Origin of the sequence: Arthrobacter sp. AG1021, from assembly GCF_003633665.1 — a bacterium.
Lineage (GTDB): Bacteria > Actinomycetota > Actinomycetes > Actinomycetales > Micrococcaceae > Glutamicibacter > Glutamicibacter soli.
Window position 1 is genome coordinate 59,968 of record NZ_RBLB01000011.1, and the last position, 23,686, is coordinate 83,653.

The 23,686-nt window shown below is 58.9% G+C and carries 19 protein-coding genes and 3 tRNA genes; 9 read left to right on the plus strand and 13 right to left on the minus strand.

Annotated features, from left to right (window positions below; translation table 11 throughout):
* Positions 1–2: 2 nt before the first annotated feature.
* Together DFO58_RS15560 and DFO58_RS15565 are read right to left on the minus strand one after the other, a co-directional pair.
* Positions 3–872 carry a DMT family transporter gene (locus DFO58_RS15560; RefSeq protein WP_047120576.1) on the minus strand — a complete coding sequence of 290 codons (870 nt, stop codon included), beginning with the start codon at positions 870–872 and terminating at the stop codon, positions 3–5.
* 116 nt (positions 873–988) lie between these two features.
* The gene (locus DFO58_RS15565; RefSeq protein ID WP_047121025.1) at positions 989–1,957 is read right to left on the minus strand and encodes a bile acid:sodium symporter family protein; all 969 of its coding nucleotides are present in this window, start codon (positions 1,955–1,957) and stop codon (positions 989–991) included.
* A gap of 143 nt (positions 1,958–2,100) precedes the next feature.
* On the opposite strand from DFO58_RS15565, the gene DFO58_RS15570 reads away from it, so the two are divergent.
* Positions 2,101–3,291: a glycosyltransferase family 1 protein gene (locus DFO58_RS15570; RefSeq protein WP_047121024.1), complete on the plus strand. Its 1,191-nt coding sequence runs from the start codon at positions 2,101–2,103 to the stop codon at positions 3,289–3,291.
* A gap of 44 nt (positions 3,292–3,335) precedes the next feature.
* On the opposite strand, the gene DFO58_RS15575 is transcribed toward DFO58_RS15570, so the two are convergent.
* The 11 genes from DFO58_RS15575 to dnaA form a co-directional block, all read right to left on the minus strand.
* A tRNA-Ala gene (locus DFO58_RS15575) sits at positions 3,336–3,408 on the minus strand.
* 79 nt (positions 3,409–3,487) lie between these two features.
* Positions 3,488–3,560, minus strand: a tRNA-Ala gene (locus tag DFO58_RS15580).
* 7 nt (positions 3,561–3,567) lie between these two features.
* Positions 3,568–3,687 carry a DLW-39 family protein gene (locus DFO58_RS18700; RefSeq protein WP_220668562.1) on the minus strand — a complete coding sequence of 40 codons (120 nt, stop codon included), beginning with the start codon at positions 3,685–3,687 and terminating at the stop codon, positions 3,568–3,570.
* Between the two features lie 31 nt (positions 3,688–3,718).
* Positions 3,719–3,792 (minus strand) — tRNA-Ile (locus DFO58_RS15585).
* Between the two features lie 120 nt (positions 3,793–3,912).
* Positions 3,913–4,509, minus strand: coding sequence for a DUF3566 domain-containing protein (locus DFO58_RS15590; RefSeq protein WP_047120575.1), 597 nt, complete (start codon positions 4,507–4,509; stop codon positions 3,913–3,915).
* Positions 4,506–7,127, minus strand: coding sequence for a DNA gyrase subunit A (gene gyrA / locus DFO58_RS15595; RefSeq protein WP_047120574.1), 2,622 nt, complete (start codon positions 7,125–7,127; stop codon positions 4,506–4,508). The genes DFO58_RS15590 and gyrA overlap by 4 nt, the downstream gene beginning before the upstream one ends.
* Positions 7,128–7,176: 49 nt before the next feature.
* Complete coding sequence (gyrB, locus tag DFO58_RS15600; protein ID WP_200899427.1) at positions 7,177–9,180, minus strand: DNA topoisomerase (ATP-hydrolyzing) subunit B; 2,004 nt, start codon at positions 9,178–9,180, stop codon at positions 7,177–7,179.
* A 344-nt stretch (positions 9,181–9,524) separates the two neighbouring features.
* Positions 9,525–10,082 (minus strand): DciA family protein, encoded by a 558-nt coding sequence (locus DFO58_RS15605; protein WP_120991782.1) that lies wholly within the window; start codon positions 10,080–10,082, stop codon positions 9,525–9,527.
* A complete protein-coding gene (gene recF / locus DFO58_RS15610) occupies positions 10,075–11,238 on the minus strand; it encodes a DNA replication/repair protein RecF (protein WP_047120572.1) in 1,164 nt (387 codons plus the stop codon). The genes DFO58_RS15605 and recF overlap by 8 nt, the downstream gene beginning before the upstream one ends.
* 55 nt (positions 11,239–11,293) lie before the next feature.
* Entirely contained in the window at positions 11,294–12,421 is a 1,128-nt protein-coding gene (gene dnaN / locus DFO58_RS15615) for a DNA polymerase III subunit beta (RefSeq protein ID WP_047120571.1), read from the minus strand.
* A 466-nt stretch (positions 12,422–12,887) separates the two neighbouring features.
* Positions 12,888–14,324 carry a chromosomal replication initiator protein DnaA gene (gene dnaA, locus DFO58_RS15620; RefSeq protein ID WP_053797104.1) on the minus strand — a complete coding sequence of 479 codons (1,437 nt, stop codon included), beginning with the start codon at positions 14,322–14,324 and terminating at the stop codon, positions 12,888–12,890.
* A 518-nt stretch (positions 14,325–14,842) separates the two neighbouring features.
* On the opposite strand from dnaA, the gene rpmH reads away from it, so the two are divergent.
* The 8 genes from rpmH (at position 14,843) to DFO58_RS15660 (ending at position 20,396) form a co-directional block, all read left to right on the plus strand.
* A complete protein-coding gene (gene rpmH, locus DFO58_RS15625) occupies positions 14,843–14,980 on the plus strand; it encodes a 50S ribosomal protein L34 (protein WP_082124037.1) in 138 nt (45 codons plus the stop codon).
* A 65-nt stretch (positions 14,981–15,045) separates the two neighbouring features.
* Positions 15,046–15,396 carry a ribonuclease P protein component gene (gene rnpA / locus DFO58_RS15630; protein ID WP_082124036.1) on the plus strand — a complete coding sequence of 117 codons (351 nt, stop codon included), beginning with the start codon at positions 15,046–15,048 and terminating at the stop codon, positions 15,394–15,396.
* Complete coding sequence (yidD, locus tag DFO58_RS15635; RefSeq protein ID WP_053799283.1) at positions 15,396–15,773, plus strand: membrane protein insertion efficiency factor YidD; 378 nt, start codon at positions 15,396–15,398, stop codon at positions 15,771–15,773. The genes rnpA and yidD overlap by 1 nt, the downstream gene beginning before the upstream one ends.
* Positions 15,773–16,738, plus strand: coding sequence for a membrane protein insertase YidC (yidC, locus tag DFO58_RS15640; protein WP_047120567.1), 966 nt, complete (start codon positions 15,773–15,775; stop codon positions 16,736–16,738). Before yidD ends, yidC begins: the two co-directional genes overlap by 1 nt.
* A gap of 2 nt (positions 16,739–16,740) precedes the next feature.
* Positions 16,741–17,268, plus strand: a complete 528-nt coding sequence (locus DFO58_RS15645) for a R3H domain-containing nucleic acid-binding protein (RefSeq protein WP_120991619.1) — start codon at positions 16,741–16,743, stop codon at positions 17,266–17,268.
* 45 nt (positions 17,269–17,313) lie between these two features.
* A complete protein-coding gene (gene rsmG / locus DFO58_RS15650; protein WP_053799281.1) occupies positions 17,314–17,955 on the plus strand; it encodes a 16S rRNA (guanine(527)-N(7))-methyltransferase RsmG in 642 nt (213 codons plus the stop codon).
* Positions 17,956–18,130: 175 nt separating this feature from the next.
* Complete coding sequence (locus tag DFO58_RS15655; protein WP_082124035.1) at positions 18,131–19,060, plus strand: ParA family protein; 930 nt, start codon at positions 18,131–18,133, stop codon at positions 19,058–19,060.
* 187 nt (positions 19,061–19,247) lie between these two features.
* A complete protein-coding gene (locus tag DFO58_RS15660; protein ID WP_053799280.1) occupies positions 19,248–20,396 on the plus strand; it encodes a ParB/RepB/Spo0J family partition protein in 1,149 nt (382 codons plus the stop codon).
* Positions 20,397–23,686 lie beyond the last annotated feature (3,290 nt).

Genomic DNA, 23,686 nt, shown 5'->3' on the forward strand with positions numbered 1-23,686 from the left:
GGTCACGCCGCGGTTTTAGGCGGTACTTGGCCTCTGACCACGAGAACCAGCCCCAACAGGATCACTGCAAGTCCCAGATAGGTCGCCGTCGGCACGACTTGCCCTAGTACCAGCGCCGCAAGCAGAGCGGCGCCTGGAATCTCGAGCAGGATCAGCGTGGAAACTGTCAGCGGGCCCAGCACATTGAGCAGGTGGTTCATGGCCGTGTGCCCGAGCAGCTGGGCGCAGACGGTAAGCAGGATGATTCCAAGCCATCCGGTGGCGTTGAAACCCCAGACCGGCTGGCCGGCCACCAGACAAAGCACCAGCAGAATCACCGCGGTGATGCCGTAGCAGCTGGAGGAGTACGTTGCCGTGCCCATGGTCTTGCGTGCCGTGGCACCCGCCAGTGTGTAAATGGCGGCAAGCACACCGCCAGCAAGGGCGAGCAGGTCTCCGATAATTGCATCGCAGCCCTGTCCCAGATCGAAACCGGTAATCAGCACGACTCCCAAGATCGCAATGCCCATCCCGAAGAAAACCGGCTTGCGGTACCGGACCCCGCGCGATGCCTGGAAGAGCGCGATCCATACACCTTGGATGCACACTAGGGCGGTGCCGGCGGCGACGCTGGTCAGGCGCATCGAGTACATGAAGCACACGAAATGCAGTGCCAAGGCGACACCGGCGACGCTGGTGAAGAACCATTCACGGCTCGTGATCTGCCGATAGGACTGCCGGTTCCTCTTGAGCACGGGAACTGACAGAACGGCGGCAGCTGCGCCATTGCGCCACAAAGCCATGGACAGCACGGGAACCTGGGGAAATGCAGCGATGATCGGGCCGGAGGCCGAAATCCCCAGGATTCCCAGTGCAGCAAGCAAAAATGTCACAGGCTAAGATTACCCGTTGTTGATACCGCTCTTAAATCGTTTGCCGCAATCCCGATGTAGCCTGCGAACCGGGCCCAGAAATACATTCTTTTATATGCATATATATATGTCATAAGCTATTTTAGGCTATATTGCGCGCGTCGCTTCCTTCGCCAGAAGGCTGCGATTATGGCTCCTGACAAGTTATGCCACACGGAGAATACTGCAGCGGGAAGAGCTGCTTCGGGCGTGAAATACTGCTTCGCCAGCCCGCCGGCAAGACCGGAATTCTGCATCCCAACTTCGATGGCGATCGTCCGCCGGGAAGCCTCAGGTACCCGTAGCAATTTTCCGATGCCGTAGCCGAGCAGCAGTCCGAGACCGTTGTGCAGGACAACTGCCACGAAGATCAGCAGCCCTGCGGACAGGATCGCCTCGGAGCTGCCAGCCACGATGATGGTCACCACGATGGTGATGGCCGTGACCGAGAGCCAGGGCAGGGCCGCCAAGATCCTGAGCACTGCTTTGTTGAGAAGCATCCGAAGCACGATGCCAAGTACCACTGGAATCAAGACGACCTGGAGGACCGTTCCTGCCATGGACCGGGCGTCCACCGGCAGATACTGGCCGGCAAGCCAGAACGCGAGCAACGGAGTGAGAACGGGTGCAGCAAGAGTGGACAGCGACGTCATCGCCACGGAGAGCGCCACATTCCCCTTTGCCAGGTAGGCGACGACGTTGGAAGCGGTACCGCCTGGTGCGCAGCCAACCAGGATCAGACCGGCAGCCAGGGCAGGATCCAGGTTCAGCCCCCACGCCACCAGCCAGCCCATCGCCGGCATCACGACAAACTGGGCAGCGACGCCGCCGAGCACCGGAAGCGGATTCTTTAAAACCAGTCCGAAGTCCGGCAGGGTGAGCGTTAGCCCCATGCAGAACATGATGATCATCAGCAGTGGATTGATCCATGACGACAGCCCGGAAAAAGCATGGGGGACCAGGACTCCGGCGACGCCGCCGAGCAGGATCAGAGCAGGGAAGAGCAGCACCGCGATTCGCGAATTGCTCTCGGTCTTCGTCTGGGTCGCGTCGATGTCTCGGCGCATTGCATCGTCATTCAGCACCCTGACATCCTGCCAACTATTGGCGCTTGGTTTCAACTGGGGACAGCACCAGCCGAATATTCCTGTTCATGCGTCCTGCAATTCCAGTTCATTTCATGGCCATCTGCAGGGCCGAAGCTGTAGGTGTGAAAGTAGCAATCATCGCTGAATCCTTTCTTCCACACGTCAACGGGGTTACCAATTCGATCCTGCGGACCCTTGAGCATCTGGCTCTCAGGGGCCACGAAGCCGTCGTCATCGCCCCAGCAGGCTCGCTGGCCAACGAGTTCAGTGGGAAGGCAGTTCCCAAGCGCTACCGAGGGTTCCGCGTCATCACCGTACCTTCGATACCGCTGCCGACGTATCCCGACGTACGGCTGTCCACTGCCTCGTGGCATAGGCTGCGAAGGATCCTGCGCCGGGAGCAGGTGGAACTGGTTCATCTGGCCAGCCCGTTTCTCCTGGGCTGGAGTGCGCTGCGTGCGGCCGGCGAGCTCGGATTGCCGACCGTTGCGATATACCAAACGGAAGTTCCCACCTATGCGGCGCGCTACAAGTTCCCCTGGCTGGCCGACAGGCTCTGGGAGCATGTCAGGGCCGTCCATAGCGCTGCGGACCTGACGCTGGCCCCCAGCAGCTTTTCCATGGCCCAGCTGGATTCGCTCGGGATCCGCAACCTGGAATTGTTCCGCAGGGGAGTCGATACCGCGCTGTTCTCGCCCGGCCGGAGGAACGAGGCCTTCCGCAAAACCGTTGCACCATCCGGAGAGCGCCTCATCGGCTATGTAGGCCGCTTGTCGGCCGACAAGCAGGTCGAGGACCTTCGGGCACTCAGCGAGCTGCCTGGAGCGCGTCTGGTGGTCGTGGGTTCGGGCCCCCAGTCGCTCGAGCTGCGGGCACTGATGCCTAAAGCCCATTTCACCGGGTTCTTGTCCGGCATCCGGCTGGCCGAAATCATGGCATCCCTTGACGTCTTCGTGCACCCGGGGGAGTCGGAGACCTTCTGCCAGACCATCCAGGAAGCGATGGCCAGCCGCGTCCCGGTGGTTGCCGTGGGCAGGGGCGGCCCGCTGGATCTGGTGGATTCTTCGCGAACGGGGTGGCTGTATGAGCCAGGACAACTCGACGAGCTCGCCTACCGCGTCAGCGACCTGGTCTTCGACGATGGCAAGCGCGAGGCGTTCGCCGCTGCCGCGCTGGGAAGCGTGCAGGGAAGGAGCTGGCAGAAGATCGGCGACGAGCTGCTCGAGCACTACAAATCGGTGCTCAGGCGCCAGGGCAGCGCAACGGGCCCGGCTCTGGTTGGGAGCCGGCGCTTGGACAAGGGCCGGGGTTAACGAACAAACGACGGAAAGCTTTTGCTTTCCGTCGTTTTCTGGTGTGGAGCCTAGGAGATTCGAACTCCTGACATCCTGCTTGCAAAGCAGGCGCTCTACCAACTGAGCTAAGGCCCCCGATGGCCGGAATAAACTTACCGGCCGATCTGGGTTAAAGCAAAAACGGAAAGCTTCCGCTTTCCATTTTTCCTTTTTGTGGAGCCTAGGAGATTCGAACTCCTGACATCCTGCTTGCAAAGCAGGCGCTCTACCAACTGAGCTAAGGCCCCAAAAGCATTAGGAAACTTTATCGGCTACCTGGTGCCAGGTATCCTTGGTTTCCAAAGAAGCCTTGACCTTCTTGATCAAAACTGCCGCTGCAGTTGCGATCGTTGCGAGAACCAGGAACTTTTTCATTACTTCCTCTTTCCCTCCAGCAAGGATTCGGTGGGCGTACCAAGACTTGAACTTGGGACCTCTTCGTTATCAGCGAAGCGCTCTAACCGCCTGAGCTATACGCCCTTGCTTTTGTTTTGTTCCCTTCGGAACGAAATAAAACTTTACCGGGGTTTTTACGAAGATACAAATCGAGCCCGGGTGTCATGCGTCACAGCATGAATCCCGGGCTCGACTTGGGTGATTCTAGTCGTCTGTGAGGGTCACTCCGGCGCCGCCAACCAGCGAGGAAGCGATGTTGTACAACACCGATCCCAGCATGGCGACCACCGAAATCACGACCACGTTGACCACGGCAAGAATGGTTGCATAGGACGCCACCTGGCCCAGGGACATCGAATCGCGCAGGTCGAAGCTGTCTTCAGCGCCAATGGCATCGCGCATCAGCTGGTTGAAGGCATCGAACGTTCCGCTCAGGTCCAGCACGGCCCAGATGCCCACCGCGGCGACCACGGTGATGACGCCGAAGGCCACCGAGAGCAGGAAGGCGATTTTCAGGACCGAGAACGGTTCAACCTTGGAAACCAGCAGGCGGGCCTTGCGGACCTTCGCCTTCGGCGCAGGACGCACCAGGCGCTCCTGACTTCCAGCGGGACGCTGCTGGCCGGTTGGGCGTGGAGCGGATGGGCGGGGCGCTCCGGCCGGACGCTGCTGTCCGGCGGCCGGGCGCTGGCCCGGTGCTGGGCGGCTGCCGGCGGTCGCAGGTCGCTTTACCTGGGTAGGCCGCGGCGCTGCGCTCTTCGGGGCACTGCCGCTGGGGCGTGGCGTCGAGGGCGTGCTCATGCGTTACCTCCGTTAGTGGTGTCATCTTCTGCGGACTCGGAAATGCTTTCCGACGTGCCTGATGACTCATTGGTGATGTTTTCCGGATCCAAGATTACGGTATCTTCCTCCGAGTTCTCTTCAAGCTCGGTTTCAGTATTCTTGGCGACCGCGATGATCGAATCCTTCTTGTCGGGCTTCGCGAAGATCACGCCCATGGTGTCGCGTCCCTTGGAAGGAACCTGCGAAACCGCGGAGCGGACCACTTTGCCCGAGCCCATGACTACCAGCACCTCGTCGGTCTCGTCGACGATCATGGCGCCGACCAGTTCGCCGCGTTCCTCGTTGAGCTTGGCCACCTTAATGCCCAAGCCGCCGCGGGATTGCACGCGGTATTCCTCGACCGTGGTGCGCTTGGCGTAGCCCTCGTCGGTCACCGTGAACATGTAGGAGCCTTCGCGGACCACGTCGGCGGCGAGCAGTTCGTCGCCGTCGCGGAACTTCATGCCGGTCACGCCGGAGGTGGCGCGGCCCATCGGGCGCAGCGCTGTGTCGGTGGCGGTGAAGCGCACCGACTGGCCCTTGCGCGAGACAAGCATCACATCATCGGATTCGCTGACCAGCTGCGCGGAGACCAGTTCGTCGTCCTCGCGCAGGTTGATGGCGATCACGCCGGCGGTGCGGTTGGTGTCGTAGTCCTCCAGGCGGGTCTTCTTCACCAGGCCGTTGCGGGTAGCCAGCATCAGGTACTGCGCATCCTGGTAGGTGCGCAGGTCAAGCACCTGGGCGATGTGCTCGTCCGGCTGGAATGCCATCACGTTGGCCACGTGCTGCCCCTTGGCATCGCGGCCGGCCTCGGCCAACTCGTAGCACTTGGTGCGGTAGACGCGGCCGTGGTTCGTGAAGAACAGCAGCCAGTTGTGCGTGGAGGTAACGAAGAAGTGTTCCACCACGTCGTCACCGCGCAGGGACGCGCCCTTGATGCCCTTGCCGCCGCGGGCCTGCGAACGGTAGTTGTCGATGCGCGTGCGCTTGACGTAGCCGCCCCGGGTGATGGTGACGACCATTTCCTCTTCGGGAATCAGGTCCTCGACGCTCATGTCGCCGTCGAAGCCCATGAGGATCTTGGTGCGGCGGTCGTCGCCATGCTTGTCCACGATCTCGGCCAGCTCTTCCGAGACGATGGTGCGCTGGCGCTGCGGATCGGCGATGATCGCCTTGAATTCGGAGATCATGCGCTCGAGCTCTGCATGGCGGTCCTGGATCTTCTGGCGTTCCAGGGCGGCCAGGCGGCGCAGCTGCATGTCGAGGATGGCGCGGGCCTGTTCCTCGTCGATGTCCAGCAGCTCCATCAGCCCGTCGCGTGCCGCCTCGGTGGTCGAGGAACGGCGGATCAGGGCGATGACCTCGTCCAATGCGTCCAGCGCCTTGAGCAGGCCGCGCAGGATATGCGCCTCTTCCTCGGCCTTGCGCAGGCGGTACTGCGTGCGTCGGACGATGACTTCAATCTGGTGGGTGACCCAGTGGCGGATGAATCCATCCAGCGGCAGGGTGCGCGGCACCCCGTCCACGATCGCCAGCATGTTGGCGGAGAAGTTGGACTGCAGCTCGGTGTGCTTGTAGAGGTTGTTCAGCACCACCTTGGCCACGGCATCGCGCTTGAGCACGATCACCAGGCGCTGGCCGGTGCGGCCCGAGGTCTCGTCGCGCATGTCCGCGATGCCGGAGATCTTGCCGTCGCGCACCAGCTCGGCGATCTTCACCGCCAGGTTGTCAGGGTTGGCCATGTACGGCAGCTCGGTGACCACCAGGCAGGTGCGGCCCTGGATTTCCTCCACGTTGACCACAGCGCGCATGGTGATCGAGCCACGGCCGGTGCGGTAGGTATCGGAAATGCCCTTGGTGCCAAGGATCATGGCTCCGGTCGGGAAGTCCGGGCCCTTCACGCGCTGCATCAACGCCGCCAGCAGTTCCTCGCGCGACGCTTCCGGGTTCTGCAGGTACCACTGCACGCCCTCGGCGACCTCACGCAGGTTGTGCGGCGGGATGTTGGTGGCCATGCCCACGGCGATGCCGGAGGAGCCGTTGACCAAGAGGTTCGGGAAACGCGCCGGCAGGACGGTGGGTTCTTGGTTCTTGCCATCGTAGTTGTCCTGGAAATCAACGGTGTCCTCGTTGATGTCGCGGACCATTTCCATGGCCAGCTGGGCCATCTTGGTCTCGGTGTAACGCTGGGCGGCCGCACCGTCATTGCCCGGGGAACCGAAGTTGCCCTGGCCCAGGGCCAGCGGGTAGCGCATGACCCAGTCCTGGATCAGGCGGACCAGCGCATCGTAGATCGCGGTGTCGCCATGCGGGTGGTACTGGCCCATGACCTCGCCAACCACGCGGGCGCACTTGTTGTACGCGCGCTCGGGGCGGTAGCCGCCGTCGAACATCGCATAGATGACGCGGCGGTGCACCGGCTTCAGGCCGTCGCGCACATCCGGCAGCGCGCGGCCAACGATCACGGCCATGGCGTAGTCAAGATAGGACCGCTGCATTTCTGCCTGCAGGTCGATCTGGTCAATGCGCCCGCCCTCGTGCGCTATGACCTCGCCGTCCAGCGGTTCGTTCTCAGGGGTCTGCTCGTCGCTCAATTTCTTCCCTTACACATCAAAAAGTTCTACGGTCCGCGGGTGGTATCGCCTAGATATCCAGGAAGCGGACGTCCTTCGCGTTCTGCTGGATGAAGTTGCGGCGGGACTCGACGTCCTCGCCCATCAACACGGAGAAAATCTCGTCCGCGGCGGCGGCGTCATCCATGGTGACCTGGCGCAGCGTGCGGCGGTCCGGGTCCATGGTGGTGTCCCACAGCTCGGAGTAGTCCATCTCGCCCAGTCCCTTGTAGCGCTGGATCCCGTTTTCCTTCGGCAGGCGCTTGTTGGCGGCGGCGCCGGCGACCAGGGCTGCGTCGCGTTCCTTGTCGGTGTACACGTAGTCGTGCGGGGCATTGGACCACTTGATGCGGTACAGCGGCGGGCTGGCCAGGAAGACGTAGCCCTGCTCGATCAGCGGGCGCATGAAGCGGAAGATCAGGGTCAGCAGCAGCGTGGTGATGTGCTGGCCGTCCACGTCCGCATCGGCCATCAGCACGATCTTGTGGTAGCGCAGCTTGGACATGTCGAATTCTTCGCCGATGCCGGTGCCGAAGGCGGTGATCATCGCCTGTACCTCGGCGTTGCCCAGCGCGCGGTCCAGGCGGGCGCGTTCAACGTTCAGGATCTTGCCGCGCAGCGGCAGGATCGCCTGGGTATGCGGGTTGCGTCCGCGCTTGGCCGAGCCGCCTGCGGAGTCGCCCTCCACGATGAACACTTCGCACTCGATTGGGTTCTTCGAGGAGCAGTCCGAGAGCTTGCCGGGCATGCCGAAGGATTCCATGGGGGACTTGCGGCGCGCGTTGTCGCGGGCCTTGCGCGCGGCCATGCGGGCCTGGGACGCCAGCTGCGCCTTGCGGATGATGTCCTTGGCGATGTTCGGGTTGCGGCCGAACCAGTCGCCGAGCTCGTCGTTGACCACACCCTGCACGAAGCCGCGGGCCATCGAGTTGCCCAGCTTGGTTTTGGTCTGGCCTTCGAACTGCGGCTCGGAAAGCTTCACGGAGAGCACCGCGGTCAGGCCTTCGCGCACGTCGTCGCCGGTGAGGTTGTCGTCCTTTTCGCGCAGGATCTTGTTCTCGCGCGCGTAGCGGTTGAGCAGGCTGGTCAGCGCGGCGCGGAAGCCCTCTTCGTGGGTGCCGCCCTCATGCGTGTTGATGGTGTTCGCGTAGGTGTGAACGGACTCCGCGTAGGCGGTGGTCCACTGCATGGCGATTTCCAGGCTGATGCCGCGGGTGGTGTCCTCCGCTTCGAAGGCGATGACCTCGTCGTGGACCAGCTCGACTTTCTTGGCGGCGTTCAGGTGCTTGACGTAGTCCAGCAGGCCGTCCTTGTAGAGGTAGTCGACGCGGCGCGGCTTGACGACCTGGTTCTCGATCTCCTCTTCGACCTCGGCCTCCGGCTCGGCGACCTCCGGCACGCGCTCGTCGGTGAGGGTGATGCGCAGGCCCTTGTTCAGGAACGCCATCTGCTGGAAGCGGGCGCGCAGGGTTTCGAAGTCGAAGTCGATGGTGTCGAAGATTTCCGGATCCGGATAGAACGTCTGGGTGGTGCCGGTCTGCTCGGTGGCCTCGCCCTGGGTCAGCGGAGTGGTGGTGTGCCCGCCGTTGGAGTAGCCGATGCGCCAGGCATGGCCCTGCCGGCGGACCACGGTGTCGACCTTGCGGGACAGCGCGTTGACCACGGAGATGCCCACGCCGTGCAGGCCGCCGGAAACCGCGTAGCCGCCGCCGCCGAACTTGCCGCCGGCGTGCAGGATGGTCATGACGACCTCGACGGTGGGCTTGCCCTCGGTGGGGTGGATGTCCACGGGAATGCCGCGGCCGTTGTCTTCGCAGCGTACGCCGCCGTCGGCCTGCAGGGTGATGTTGATGGTGTCGCAGTAGCCGGCCAGCGCCTCATCGACGGAGTTGTCAACGACTTCATAAACCAGGTGGTGCAGGCCGCGGGGGCCGGTGGAACCGATGTACATGCCCGGGCGTTTGCGTACCGCTTCGAGTCCTTCGAGGACGGTAATATCCTGGGCGCCGTATGTGTGCTCGACTTTGGAAGTCATCGATTCAGCAGGTACTGGGATGTTGTCCGGTTCCTGCGGTGAAGCGTTTTCGGTAGACACGGGTGCTACGAACTCCTCGAATTTGGCGCGCGACCACCATGCGCGGTCCGAGCCCGGACGCGTTCAGCGATCTTGGTCTGGAGCGACCTAGACGCGGGTTAACCCACGGCACAGTCAATTCACTACCCCTAATTCTACCGCCTATAGCAAAATTATCGGGGATTCTGTGGCCTAAATCAGCCGCAGAAGGCACAGAATCGACCATCTGAGCGAGTTTGAGTGATCATCTGAGGGGGGATCCAGCCGGGAGGTGCGTTAGACCGCCATATGCCATGCCAGCATTTCTAGCCGTAGGTGTCCCGGGGGCCGCGGCCGGCCACCGATCTCGAGCCGTGGCGCCACGTCGGGGCATTCGGACCGAGCACCCGGATCACTGTCACGATGCCGGGGCCGAGCTCGGCATCGAATTTCTTCAGCAGCTGGTGGCTCAGCAGCCTCAGCTGGGTCGCCCAGGACGTGGAATCGCAGCGCACCACGACCACGGTGTCCTCGAACGACTCGGGGCGGCAGTGCTTGGCGATGTTTTCGCCGACCAGCTCGTTCCAGCGGCCGAGCACCGATCCGACGGCCACCTGGGTGCTCCAGCCCCGGGATTTGGACATCCTGGCCACCACTGCGCCGATGGACCTCGGGTCGCGAGGAGCGTCCTCGTCCGTGGTTTTCTTGGCGGACCCCAGCGTATTGCGGGAGAGCTGGCGTTTGCGCACCTTGGCCATGCGGGCCGCGTCCAGACGCGAATCGCCGCGCTCCTCGGCGATCTTGCGCATTCGGTTGAGCAACGCCTTGGCGGCGTCGATTTCCGGATCCAGGCGATGCTCGTCGTCGAAGTTGTGGCTAGGCATCGACAACCTGCCCAGGGGAGACCTGGAAGAAATGCCCCTTCAAGGCCTCGGGAACGTCTTCCACCACGGCAGCGGTGACCAGCACCTGTTCGGCTCCGGCGACAATATGGGCCAAGCGGTTGCGGCGCGTTGCATCCAGCTCGGCGAACACGTCGTCAAGGATCAGGATCGGCCCGGAGCCCGGACGGGGGTCGTCGTCGCCGAAGACCCGGTAGGCAGCCAGACGCAGCGACAACGCAAAGGACCAGGTTTCACCGTGCGAGGCGTACCCCTTGGCCGGCGCCGCGCCGAGGGTGAGGACCAGGTCGTCTCGGTGCGGTCCGAACAGGGAAATGCCGCGGTCCAGCTCGCGGGAGCGGTTCGCTTCGATCGCAGACAGCAGCAGATCCTGGATTTCCTCTTGGTCCAGGGATTCGAGGTCCCGGGCCGGCAGGCTGGCATCTTCCACTTCGCCCTCGAGCGACGAACGGTATACCGCGCTGGCTTCCTTCGCGCCGTCTGCAAGATCCGCATAGGCGGCCTGCATGTAGGGGCGCAACAGCGACAGGACGTTCAGCCTTCCGCGGATCAGCCGCGCTCCGCAGGCTGCCAGCTGCAGATCCCACGCCTGCAGCGTATTTTCCTGCGAGGCAGTCAGCTTGGACTTGCCGCGGATCGACTTGAGCAGCGCGTTGCGCTGTTTCACGATGCGTTCGTAGTCGTTTTTGGTTCCGGCCTCGACCGGGCGCAGGGCCACCAGCAGTTCATCGAGGAAACGGCGGCGGTTCGATGGGTCGCCCTTGATCAACGCAAGATCTTCCGGTGCGAACAGCACCGTGCGAACCATGCCAAGGATTTCCCGGGCACGCACCGGATTCGCCCGGTTGATGCGCGCGCGGTTGATCTTCCCGCTGGTGATCTCCACCTCGAGCTGCGTTTGCTGGTTTCCGCGATGCAACGTGCCTCGGATCAACGCGCGGTCGGCGCCGAAATTCAGGAGCGGAGCATCGTTGCTGACTCGATGGGAAGCAAGATTCGCCAGATAACCGATGGATTCGACGATGTTGGTCTTGCCCACGCCGTTCGGCCCCACCAGGACGTTGATTCCGGGAACAAGGTGCACGTCGGCTTGCGCATACGAGCGGAAGCTCGTGAGGGAAAGCTGCGAGATATACACCGGAATCCTGACAGGAAGAAGCGGTGGGCGGCAGTTGCCGCCCACCGAAAATTTGCTAGTTGGAGTTCGGCAGTCGAACTGGCATGACCAGGTAGCGGTACTGGTCCTGATCCTCTTCGTCCAGCTTTTCCTGGCCTGTCAACATGGCCGGCTTGGGTGCGCTGGTGAAGGAGAAACGAACGAAATCAGTGTTGAAGGAGTTCAGGCCCTCGGAAAGGAAGGTCGGGTTGAACGCCACCACGATGTCTTCACCCCGCAGGGCGGCGACAATGGCTTCTTCCGCCTGTGCATCCTCTCCGGTGCCGGCGTCCAAGGTCAGCTGGCCGTCGGTGAAAGCCATGCGTACCGGGGTATTGCGTTCGGCAACGACGGAGACACGGCGTACGGCCTCGATCAATTCACTGGTTCGCACGGTGGCATGGATTGGGGTGTCGCTAGGGAACAGCGAACGGATCTTCGGGTATTCGCCGTTAATCAACAGCGACGTGGTGCGACGGTTCGTGCTTTCAAAGCCGATCATTTCGCCATTCTGGCTGATGGCCAGCTTGAGCTCACCTGAGCTTGAGAGGGTCTTGGCAACCTCGCTGAGGGTTTTTGCCTTGATCAGGAACGAAGTCGAGATTTCCGACTGGTTTGGAGTCCAGTTCAGCTCGCGCATGGCCAGGCGGTAGCGGTCGGTGGCTAGGAAGGTGATGAGATCGTTTTCGATTTCAACCTTGATACCGGTCAGCACCGGGAGGGTGTCATCCTTCGATGCGGCCACGATGACCTGCGAAACGGCTTCGGCGAATGCCTGTCCGTCGATGGTGCCTGCGATTTCAGGCAATGCCGGCAAGGTCGGGTATTCATCAACTGGCATGGTGGCCAGATGGAAGCGCGAACGGCCGCAGGTCAGGGAAATCTTTGAACCCTCGGTTTCGAGGGTGACCGTGGAATTCGGAAGTGAACGAGTGATCTCTGCCAGCAGCTTGCCGGAGACCAGGATAGACCCCTGCTCGGAGATGTCCGCTGGAATCTCGATGTGGGACGAAATTTCGTAATCGAATCCCTCGAGGCGAACGATGCCCTCGTGGGTAGTGATCAGAATGCCAGCCAATACAGGCGAAGGGGGCCGCTGCGCCAAGGACCGGGCGGTCCAAGATACGGCGTCTGCCAAAACATCCTTTTCAACGCTGAACTTCACGAAAAATCCGCCTTTCGAAACCCATAAGTCTTAAGTCAGGCCAAGAAGGTAGTTTCCCGCCAAGTTCTTAAGCATAGATCAGGTAGTTGCACGTTCTCTGCAAATAATTTTGCCACGTCCCTCCGACGCTGTCGCAGCGAAGGGGTCAAAGTGTGGAACAGCCAACAAAAATTTGGGTTCTGCACAGTTCCGAAGTCCTGGGCGGGGAGTGGACTCGTTATTTGGATGAATAGGTCTTAAAGGTAGAAGTGTTAATAACCCTTGTGGATACTGTGGATAACCGCCATAACGTCAGATCTGGTGCAGATTGTGCATGTGAACAAGATGTGATTGAAGCTGACACTGAGTTCCATGTGCTTGTTGAAACTCAGTTCCATGATTTCTGTCGTCCACATGCGATGCCGTACTTATGCGCAGATCGTCACCAGATCTTCCACAGATTTATCCACACCTGTGATTTCAGCTTTTAATGCTCCCGCTGGCTCTGCTTGATACGGTTTGTCAGTTCCGTCACCTGGTTGAAGATCGCACGTCTCTCGGCCATCAATTCACGGATTTTGCGGTCAGCGTGGATCACGGTGGTGTGGTCGCGCCCGCCAAGTTCCGCACCGATCTTCGGCAAGGACATCTCGGTCAGTTCACGCAGCAGGTACATGGCGATCTGCCGCGCGGTGACCAGCGTGCGGGTACGCGACTTGCTGTTCAGTTCTTCAATGCTCAGCCCGAAGTACTCAGCGGTCTGCTTGATGATGGTCGAGGGCGTAATTTCCTGCGCGCCGTCGTCGCTGATCAGATCCTTGAGCACGGTTTCCGCTAGGGCAAGGTCGACCGGCTGATTGTTCAGCGACGCGAAGGCGGTGACACGGATGAGGGCGCCTTCGAGCTCGCGGATATTGGTTGAGATGCGCGAAGCAATGTATTCCATGACATCGCTGGGCGCGGATAGATTCTCCGCATCGGCCTTCTTGCGCAGAATCGCAATACGGGTTTCCAACTCAGGCGGTTGGATATCGGTCAGCAGGCCCCACTCGAAACGCGAACGCATGCGGTCTTCGAAGCCCTGAAGTTGCTTGGGCGGAAGGTCCGACGTGATCACAACCTGCTTGTTGTGGTTGTGCAGGGCGTTGAACGTATGGAAGAACTCTTCCTGGGTGGCGTCCTTGTTTGCCAAGAACTGGATATCGTCGATCAGCAGGATGTCGACGTTGCGGTAAGTCTGCTTGAAGCTGGCGCCTTCGTCGTCGCGGATGGAGTTGATGAAGTCGTTGGTGAACTCCTCTGAATTCACGTAGCGCACACGAATGCCCTTGTAGAGGTGGCGAGCGTAATGCCCAATTGCATGCAGCAGGTGGGTTTTGCCCAGTCCGGAGTCGCCGTAGATGAACAAGGGGTTGTACGCCTTGGCCGGTGCCTCGGCTACTGCGACGGCGGCAGCATGGGCGAATCGGTTCGATGAGCCAATGACAAAAGTGTCGAAAATGTACTTCGGGTTCAGACGGCCGAATTCCTGCGAGTTCGATGGGGGAGTGGGCTGCGGTGCCGGCTGCGGGCGCGGACCTGGGGCTTCAGTCACCGCTGGTGGTGTTGCCGGAACTGTTTGAACTTCGGGCTCTTCGGCTTCCAATTCATCGGACAACGACAGATCGACGCTGACGGCGCAGCGGATATCGTCCTGGAAGACTGCCCGCAGTGCATCATCCAGCGGCTCTCGGAGCTGGGTCTGCAGCATGTCTCGGGTCAAGTCGTTGGGCACAGCGACCAGCAGGGTGGTCCCGATCAATCCTTGAGGCTTGGCCAAGGAGACGAAGGCGCGGTGGCGGGCCTTGACTCGGTCGTCGTCCTCGATCTTCCGGATTACCTGGCGCCATGAGCTACCAATGCTATTGGTCTCGTCGCTGCTCACTAAGGGCGCCCCGCTTTCCGTCGAATTAATGCAATCTTGGTCACTTAACACCCCATGAATGGGTGTCTAAGGTGGTGCCGAATCGGCATCATCCCCCTTGATTCTATCCGTCATCCACATGGTTATGCACAGCTCGGTGGAAAAACTCGGAGTTTTGGTTGTGGAAATCTACTTTTCCCTTGAAATCAAGCGTTTTCAAGCACAGGATGACGTGGAAGTACGCGTTTGGATGTGAACTTTCTTTCGTTGAGTCCACCAATAATCCACAAGTTTGGGGTAGATTATTCACAGGCACTGCCCTGTTGGATCAAACGGGGAGCTACAGGTGCGCCAATTTGACCTGTCGCGCAGTTTTTTCTATTGTTATTTAGTCCTATGCGTGCGTTTTGCGACCTGCTCAGTTTTAGAAGAGCCCGCCGAACCTCGCGTTTTTCAAAAAATAAATGTGCGCCATCAAGTTGTTATCCAGCTAGCTAGCAACGGGTAGGGCGTATCACTAAACGTCTTGGAGTATCACCGTGAGCAAGCGGACTTTTCAGCCAAACAACCGTCGTCGTGCCAAGAAGCACGGTTTCCGCCTTCGTATGCGTACCCGTGCGGGTCGTGCCATCCTGTCGGCACGCCGCAGCAAGGGTCGCAGCGAGCTGTCCGCATAAATTTGCGACACAGCTCTTGGCAGCGTAGTTTTCCTGGACTCGGCTAAGAGTCACGAAGAAATCTCATGTTGCCAAAGAATCAGCGACTGCGCCTAGCGCAGGACCTTACAGCCACTGTACGTTCCGGCGTCCGAAGCGGACGCCGGAACGTCGTGCTATATGCACGACCCCGGATTGATGAAGAATCGGGGGACAGGTTTGGATTCATTGTGTCCAAGGCTGTAGGTATTGCCGTTAAAAGGAACCTTGCCAAGCGGAGAATGCGCGAAATAGCCCATGAGCTTCGGCGTGCGGACGGAAATCTGGACATCGTCGTACGTGCGCTCCCTGGAGCTGCAGAAATCTCCTGGGACGAACTCCATTCGCAGGTTTCCTCGGCATTTGCCTCGGCAGTTCGAAAGACCGAGGCACGCTGATGCGCAAAGATTCAGCACCCCGCACAGGAGTGTTGTGGTTCGTCATCGACATTCCACGCAATATCTTGATCGGGTTGCTCAAGATCTACCGAAAAATCATTTCGCCGTTGTACGGCGATGTGTGCAGATATTTCCCCAGCTGTTCTGCCTATGGGCTCGAAGCAGTCACCCAGCACGGCGTCGTTAAAGGTGTCGGGCTAACCGCATGGCGGATCCTCCGGTGCAATCCGTGCTCCCACGGAGGCGTCGATCACGTTCCTGAGGGACCGAGGATTTGGCCAGAAGGTAAACTGCCGAGGATCATAGTTTTGAATCATCCTGTGATTCCCGACGATGAAGACGCCGCGGATAGCGGCCGCAAGGAGCGCGACCTCTGATGAACAACTTCCTAGACACGATATTGACTCCGTTTACGTATGCGGTGTCTTGGGTTCTGTGGGCTTTCCACGAACTGTTCACGCTCATCGGCATGAATCCCGACTCGGGTGTCACCTGGACTCTGTCCATCATCTTCCTCGTGCTGCTGATCCGTACCCTGCTGATTCCGGTATTCGTCAAGCAGATCAAGTCGCAGCGCGCCATGCAGGCCCTGCAGCCGGATTTGAAGAAGCTGCAGGCAAAATACAAGGGCAAGACCGACCAGATGTCGCGTCAGGCCATGGTGCAGGAGCAGCAGGCGCTGTTCAAGAAGCACAAGACCAACCCGCTGTCTTCCTGCCTCCCGCTGCTGATCCAGATGCCGTTCTTCTTCGCGCTGTTCCGCGTGCTGAACAACGCCTCCCATGCAAGCGAGTCCGGCCAGTCCGTCGGCGCCCTGTCGGTTGAGAATATCCGCAGCTTCGACGCAGCAACCATCTTCGGCGCGCCACTGTCCGAGACGTTCTTGGGCACCTTCAACTCCGGCAACACCAACTGGGCCGTCGTTATCGTCGCCGTGATCATGATCCTTGCCATGATCGCTTCCCAGTTCTTCACCCAGCGCCAGCTGATGACCAAGAACATGAGCGCAGAAGCCCTGCAGGGCCCGTTCATGCAGCAGCAGAAGATGATGCTGTACATCCTGCCACTGGTCTTCGGCATCGGCGGCATCAACTTCCCAATCGGTGTGCTGATCTACTGGACCGCCACCAACCTGTGGACCCTCGGCCAGCAGTACTGGGTCATCCACAACAACCCGACTCCGGGTTCCGAAGCAGAGCGTGAGCTCAACGCCCGACGCGCCGCCAAGGGCCTGCCACCAGTTGGCCAGAAGAAGAACGCAGAAGCTGAGCAGCCCGTCATCGAGCAGCCTAAGGGCCAGCGCGAGCAGCCGCAGCGTAAGAACCGCCGGAAGAAGAAATAGCCATGACTGCAGCCGAAAACATTGAAGTGAACGATCTGGAAAACCAGGTCGATTCCGAACAGGAAGTTCTGGACGAGGGCGACGTCGCCGCTGACTACCTTGAGGAGCTCCTGGATATCGCGGACCTCGATGGCGACATCGACATCGAAATCCGCGGTGGCCGCACGTTCATCTCCATCGTGACCGAGGAAGAAGGCGCCGATCTGAGCAGCCTTGTCGGCAAGGATGGCGAAGTCCTGGACGCACTTCAGGAACTTACCCGCCTGGTTGTCCTAAACGCTACCGGAGAGCGTTCGCGACTGGTTCTGGACATCGCCGGTTACCGTTCGGATCGAGCCGAGCAGTTGCGTGCCATCGCCGACGAAGCGATTCACAAGGCCCGAGAGACCGGTGAGGACGTCCACCTGCAGCCGATGAGCGCCTATGAGCGCAAGCTGGTCCACGACGTCATTGCCGACGCTGGACTGCACTCCGAATCCGAGGGTGAGTCGGGCCGCCGGCACATCGTTGTGTCAATGCTGGACAACTAATCCGCGCCGGCCGAAAGCGTACGTGAACAACCAAAGGACCATGCAATGACTGAGGACCTCAGCCTCACCCCAGAAGAGACGCTCGCCGCCGAAAAGATCTTCGGGGACCGTCTTGATCTTGCCAAGCGCTATGTAGAGCATCTGGCTACCTCCGGCATCGAGCGCGGCCTGCTCGGCCCGCGTGAGGTGCCCCGCCTTTGGTCCCGTCACGTACTCAACTGCGCGGTCATCGAGTCGGTCATGGAGAAGGACGCCGAGGTAGCCGATGTGGGCTCCGGTGCCGGCCTGCCAGGGCTCTGCTTGGCCATCGCCCGCCCGGACCTGAACCTGACGCTGATCGAGCCCCTGGAGCGCCGCTGCATCTGGCTTTCCGAAGTCATCGATGACTTGGGACTGACCAACGTCACCGTCATGCGTGGCCGCGCCGAGCAGATGGTAGACGTCGTCAATGCCCGGTACGTGACCGCACGCGCTGTCTCGGCGCTGACTAATCTTGCCGGACTGACGATTCCATTGCTGCACGGTGAGGGCGAGCTCATCGCCATCAAGGGCCGCTCTGCCGCCGAGGAAATCGACAAGGCTTCGAAGGCCATCCGCAAGCTGGGCGGTAAGGAAACCGAAGTTATGGTGATCGGGGAAGGACTCCTCGCCGAACCTACTACGGTGGTTCGTATCAAGGTTGGCTAGTCCAACGAGTTAGGCTTGAAACAGCTCTAGGTGCGCCAGACGCGGTTATGTTGAAGAAATTCGACATAAAAAGCTGATTGCAAACTTAAAGACTTGTTTTGAATGTTTCACGTGAAACATTGTCGATGACAGTCAGAAAGTGCGACTGCATCATTCCATGAGGAGGAGTTTAACCTTGTCTAAGACCAAGGATTCGTCGAGCAGCGCTTTTGACTTCAACGACTCTTCCTCGCCGTTAGCTAGCCAGCTGGCGAGCGAACATCGTCGACGCGAAGCTTTGGAGGCCCGTAAGGTGCCCAAGCCTGACAAGACCCGATACTTCACTATCTCAAACCAAAAAGGTGGCGTAGGAAAGACAACTACGACCGTCAACTTGGCTGCTGCATTGGCCAAGGGAGGTTTGAATGTCCTGGTGATCGACATCGATCCGCAGGGCAACGCCTCGACCGCGCTGGGCATTGAGCACCACGCCGAGGTAGACAGCATTTACGACGTTCTGATTAACGACGTACCGCTGGCAGACGTGGTAGCTACTTGCCCTGATCTGCCTTCGCTTCAGGTTGCGCCCGCTACCATCCACCTAGCAGGCGCAGAAATCGAGCTCGTTTCCCTCGTAGCCCGCGAACAGCGTCTGCAACGCGCATTAGACGACTACGCGCGTACCCGACAGCGCTTGGGACAGCCGCGTCTGGACTACGTGTTCATCGACTGCCCGCCGAGCCTCGGACTGCTGACAGTCAATGCTTTCGTTGCAGCACGCGAGGTTCTGATCCCGATCCAGTGCGAGTACTACGCCCTGGAAGGCCTGAGCCAGTTGCTGAAGAACATCGAGATGATTCAGAAACACCTTAACTCCCGACTCACAGTATCAACCATCTTGCTGACCATGTACGACGGACGAACCAACCTGGCCGCTCAAGTTGCTAACGAAGTTCGCGAGCATTTCCCCGAGCAGGTGCTCCAGGCCGTGATTCCTCGTTCAGTTCGAATTTCCGAGGCGCCAAGCTACCAGCAGACCGTGATCACCTACGATCCGAACTCCACAGGAGCTCTTTCGTACTCGGAGGCAGCACAGGAAATAGCTGACCGTGGAGTCAAAGCCTAGCTCGAAGCATTTCAGCAACGAAGAGAAGGAAAACTCCTGCTTTTGGTTGTTTAAGACGGATTATTTGTACCAAATTCCGGAAGTGATGGAAACACCCGGATTACTAGTGCAACGCGTCCCAACTCCTATCGCAGGTAACAGTAGACTAGTCGTGGGCTGAGATTCTGGACGAAAGGGCGTGCATCAAATGGCCGAGAAGAAACGTGGCTTGGGCAGGGGACTAGGTGCGCTGATTTCCAGCTCGCCAGCAGCGACGGCTCCAGAAGAAAAAACGGATGTTTCACGTGAAACAACGTCGCCGGAAACGACCCCTCCGCCGTCTAAAGCCAAACCAGCTCGCCCCGTAGACATGTTCTTCGAACCGGGGAGAAAATCCTCCTCTCCGGCGTCTACAAGCACTTCATCGCGTTCCGGCAAGAAGGCGCGAGCAACTATGCCGGGACTCACTTCCACGGTTGCGTCGACCAAGCCGAAGCCCGCGGAACCCATTGTCGAGGTTGAAACTGACGGGCTCGTCGATGTTCCTGGAGCACAGTTCGCCGAGCTTGACGTCAAGCTTATCCATCCGAACCGCAAGCAGCCGCGTACCAATTTCGACCAAGAACATATGGATGAGCTCATCCACTCGATCCGCGAAATCGGTCTCTTGCAACCTATCGTCGTGCGTCCGTCTCGTGAAAAGAACGACGCACCATATGAGCTGGTTATGGGTGAACGCCGTTGGCGGGCAACCCAGGAAGCAGGGCTTTCGACAATTCCTGCGATCATTCGGGATACGCAAGATACGGATCTCCTGCGCGACGCACTTTTGGAGAACTTGCATCGTTCGCAACTCAACCCCTTGGAAGAAGCGGCTGCATACGCACAGCTACTTGAAGAGTTCAATTGCACTCAAGAAGTGCTTTCGGATCGAATCGGGCGCTCTCGATCGCAGATTTCCAATACGATCCGCCTCATGAAGCTACCGGCACTGGTGCAGCGTCGTGTTGCTGCCGGTGTGCTTTCTGCAGGTCATGCCCGCGCTCTTCTTGGGCTTTCCAATAACGAGGCGATTGAGCAGCTCGCCCAACGCATTATTAACGAAGGCCTGTCTGTGCGCGCCACCGAAGAAGCAGTTGCCCTGAGCGATGACAAGCCAAAACCTAAGGGGCGCAAGGTACGCGAGGCACAGCGGAATGAGAGGCTCGACTTTATCGCGACATCACTTGCAGACAGGCTCGATACAAACGTCAAGATCCAGCTGGGCAGTCGCAAAGGCAAGGTCAGTATCGAATTCGCCTCTGTCGAAGATTTGAATCGAATCATGGAAGTTCTCGATCCGAATATGAAATCCTAATAGTCCCATCCATTCAGGGTGCATGTTTCACGTGAAACATGCACCCTGTTTGCCTTAACTGCGTTTCGCACGAGCCGTGTTTCACGTGAAACACCTCTCGACTTGTCGATGGGACTGATTTGGGGAGACGAGACGATGGACGATTGATTTGAAATTCCTGCTTCAACACCCGGATCGATAAGAAAATGCACTACAAAACCAGGACTCAAGAGGACGCATTGCCAAGGTATTTGGGAACGCTTCCTTTACCCTTCGGAGCAGTGGACATGATGGACCGGAACCGACCCTGGTAGTTGCTACAGCGGACAATGCAATTGTCACACGCAAAACTCCGGATACTGCGGTCACAACAATCCAATTGGCCAATAGACCGCTTGGGCAATAATGCTGATCCTGAAGCTGAGGTATCGAGCGCAGTCCGGGGCTACTTGTTTCCATTGTTGATGGCTAGTGCGAACGTTATGTTATTACCCAGTTTGTTTCCGGAGACCCATCCGGCGAATCGGTCCGCACCCACGACTCGGATAGCTCGAAGAGCATGATCTTGCGAATGGTGTAATGCATTGGGGGATACCTGCGAACATGGCCACGAATAATTCTTAGATGCTGCCAAGGGCAAACAGCATCACCATAGAGCCAAACATGCTTCTCGTGCCGAGCCTGAATCACTGCACCTGCCCGAATCTGTCCTAACTATCGGAGCGACGACGCGGGCACGTTCAGTGTCGATGGTGCAGGACTTTTTCATTGGGGCGCTTAGTTGCATGGACTATGCTTGAGGCCTGCCATCCGGACCGAAACAGATGCTGTTCCTCGCACTGGATTCTCCGTCGAACATCAGTCCGCAGCGGGGGAATCGAAGAGCGCACTGTAGCTGGCAACAAAGCCTGTGGATCAACAACAGAGTCCTTGGATGAAGTCCCAACTGCCATTGGAGCGCCGGCCCGCATGAAAGATATTTACCTCGGATTAGCCAAGGGAGAGTGGCTACGGGTGGTTCGTCGATTGACCAGAGCGATATTTCTGGGAATTACAGCGTCACTGGCAATGAACGTGGGTGCCCGGACCAATCTTTCACCTATGGCACCGTTGCCATGTAGTGAAGCTCGGATAAGTTGCTGCCAAGATCGTCCCTGCTGGCCGCTAGAACCGTACACAGCGCCTCTCAGGCCCCCTATATGGCTTCTACCCCGCACTGAGGCGATCCATGGGCTCTCAGAGGCCTTCTGAGGCGCGCAGCATGGTGTCACCGCCCTTATACGTCGCCCCCGGAGTTGTCGCTTAGCTGGAAGGCGCTAGGGGATCGTCTGATTCCATCAATTCTGGGTATCGCTGACGCTATTCCAATTCACCACTAAGATGGCGCAGAACTGACTACGGAGATTCTTGGGACCGTGCCGAATATTCGACTCTTCGAGAACCACCTGCCGGATGCCGCGTTATTCTCTTCCAGCGCCGCCATGCAAAAATTCCTCCCGGCCTTGCAACTGGATGTGTGGAAGAAGCCGTTGCCAATGCCATAAAAGAACAAAGCGAAGCGGCTACTCCAGCTTCAGGTCGAGGGGCTCCCGGGACGCGACATCGTGTCGGCTCGCGGTGTCCCGCAATACTGCCGCCGAAGTCCTGAATGCGGCCAATGTTGCCTCAAGCGGCTGGGACGAGTGGAAGGAGCTGACAGGGAGAAGGGTGTACCAACAGTTCTTATTCCTTGGCCGCAACGAGCACAAGAGCATGTTCACGCAACTGGATTAGCGCACACTCCACAAAGAAGTCGGCCAGGTTGACGCCAACTTGGAAATCCTGCCCCCGAAGAAACGGGCAAAGTCGGGGCACCCGGTGCGGCATTCCAGACGGGGCATCGAACTGGCGGGATGCGTTCCCGGCGCCGCCTGCCGGCGCGGTGACCTGGCAGGCGGCTCTGAATTGGAATATCGGTGGCTCCTAAACCTCCGATTATTCACCCTGCTTTGGGCTGCCCAGTTTCATGTTCAATTCGACGCAATCGGGCCACGGATGAAGATCAAATTGGCATCAACACAAGCAGAAAATCTATCTGCACAACCACAACGGGCAATTTCTAGATGAGTAGAGTCTTCTAGATTCTTCCCCGGAGGATAGGTCCCTACAGTGAACTACGAAGCTAGCGTCGACGCAGTAGAGAGACTGGTCCTCTCGGCCATGAGTACGTCTCCAAAACTCTCCCTGGCTAGAGGCAACCTATTCGCTGGAAACGTTCGCCCTGGATGCAGAGAAGGTCAACCTGAGCGGGTATTGATGCAACTACGACACGGGTGAACACGATCTTCAAAGTGAATCACCTACAGCAGCATCTGCCGTACTTGGTGTGTACAACACCGTGCGTAGCGGCGTTGCTCCTACATATTGAAGGAAGTTCAGGAGGAATATACCGGCAGAAGGGGGAGTAGTCTGGCACGATCACCTCGACGCATTCTGAACCTCATACAATTACCCGACGGGGTAATTGCTAGCGTCATCAGGCACCGCCAGCTGCTCAACGTATGCAATCTCTCGTCCGCGCCAGCGGGATCCTTTCCCACGCACGCTGGTAGTAGAGCCTGCGCCATGTTCAATTCCTGAGCAGCCAAGCGTTGCGGTGCACATCCGTAGAGACTGCTGAAGCAAAGGACCTCCAGAAGTTCATCTGTGTATTTTCGGGGTTGGATTCCTATCCGTGAACGCCGAATAATCTGGTATTAACAGAACCAAGAGCTCAGATAGATTGCGATGTGTAATTCAAGGACTTCCTTTTGCTAATTTAATGCTTTTGGTCTATCAGGTGTGTTGCGATGCGCTGTATGTCGGATTTCCGCGTGCAACTTTGCCACGTCGCAAATCCGTCGATAGAGGATTACCTCTGCCCTGAAGATGGCGTTGATGCTTGCGATAGTGGCCCCGAAGAATGGAAATGATGTGCATCTTCCATTGAGCCGGAAGCATGAACGCATATTGGTTGCCACACGATGAATGATGCCCCACCGAAGGAAATTGATTCTTCAGTTGCTGAAGGGAAACGACGTGAATCCTGGAAATGAGATGGCCGATCTTCTTCGGGCTGTCATTCAACTTGTCCGCGAATGTCCAGGCATCTGGAGGTACGAACTCTACCAAGTTCTGGCCACGATGTTTCCGACCGCATTCAGCCAACTGAATCGCGGGGGAAGAACTGGCGCCTTGGTTTAATCCTGCCTCTGAATCGGTCAGAGCGAGTTCTACTATCGGGCCACACGAGGTTTGCTTTACGTACTGCTGCCCTACCTAAAACCAGAATG

Coding starts and splice junctions, on each gene's coding strand:
- DFO58_RS15565 (WP_047121025.1), bottom strand. CDS start 1,957: ATGCGCCGAGACATCGACGCGACCCAGACGAAGACCGAGAGCAATTCG.
- yidC (WP_047120567.1), top strand. CDS start 15,773: ATGAACAACTTCCTAGACACGATATTGACTCCGTTTACGTATGCGGTG.
- yidD (WP_053799283.1), top strand. CDS start 15,396: ATGCGCAAAGATTCAGCACCCCGCACAGGAGTGTTGTGGTTCGTCATC.
- gyrB (WP_200899427.1), bottom strand. CDS start 9,180: ATGACTTCCAAAGTCGAGCACACATACGGCGCCCAGGATATTACCGTC.
- DFO58_RS15590 (WP_047120575.1), bottom strand. CDS start 4,509: ATGAGCACGCCCTCGACGCCACGCCCCAGCGGCAGTGCCCCGAAGAGC.
- DFO58_RS15645 (WP_120991619.1), top strand. CDS start 16,741: ATGACTGCAGCCGAAAACATTGAAGTGAACGATCTGGAAAACCAGGTC.
- DFO58_RS18700 (WP_220668562.1), bottom strand. CDS start 3,687: ATGAAAAAGTTCCTGGTTCTCGCAACGATCGCAACTGCAGCGGCAGTT.
- DFO58_RS15605 (WP_120991782.1), bottom strand. CDS start 10,082: ATGCCTAGCCACAACTTCGACGACGAGCATCGCCTGGATCCGGAAATC.
- rnpA (WP_082124036.1), top strand. CDS start 15,046: ATGTTGCCAAAGAATCAGCGACTGCGCCTAGCGCAGGACCTTACAGCC.
- DFO58_RS15660 (WP_053799280.1), top strand. CDS start 19,248: ATGGCCGAGAAGAAACGTGGCTTGGGCAGGGGACTAGGTGCGCTGATT.
- rsmG (WP_053799281.1), top strand. CDS start 17,314: ATGACTGAGGACCTCAGCCTCACCCCAGAAGAGACGCTCGCCGCCGAA.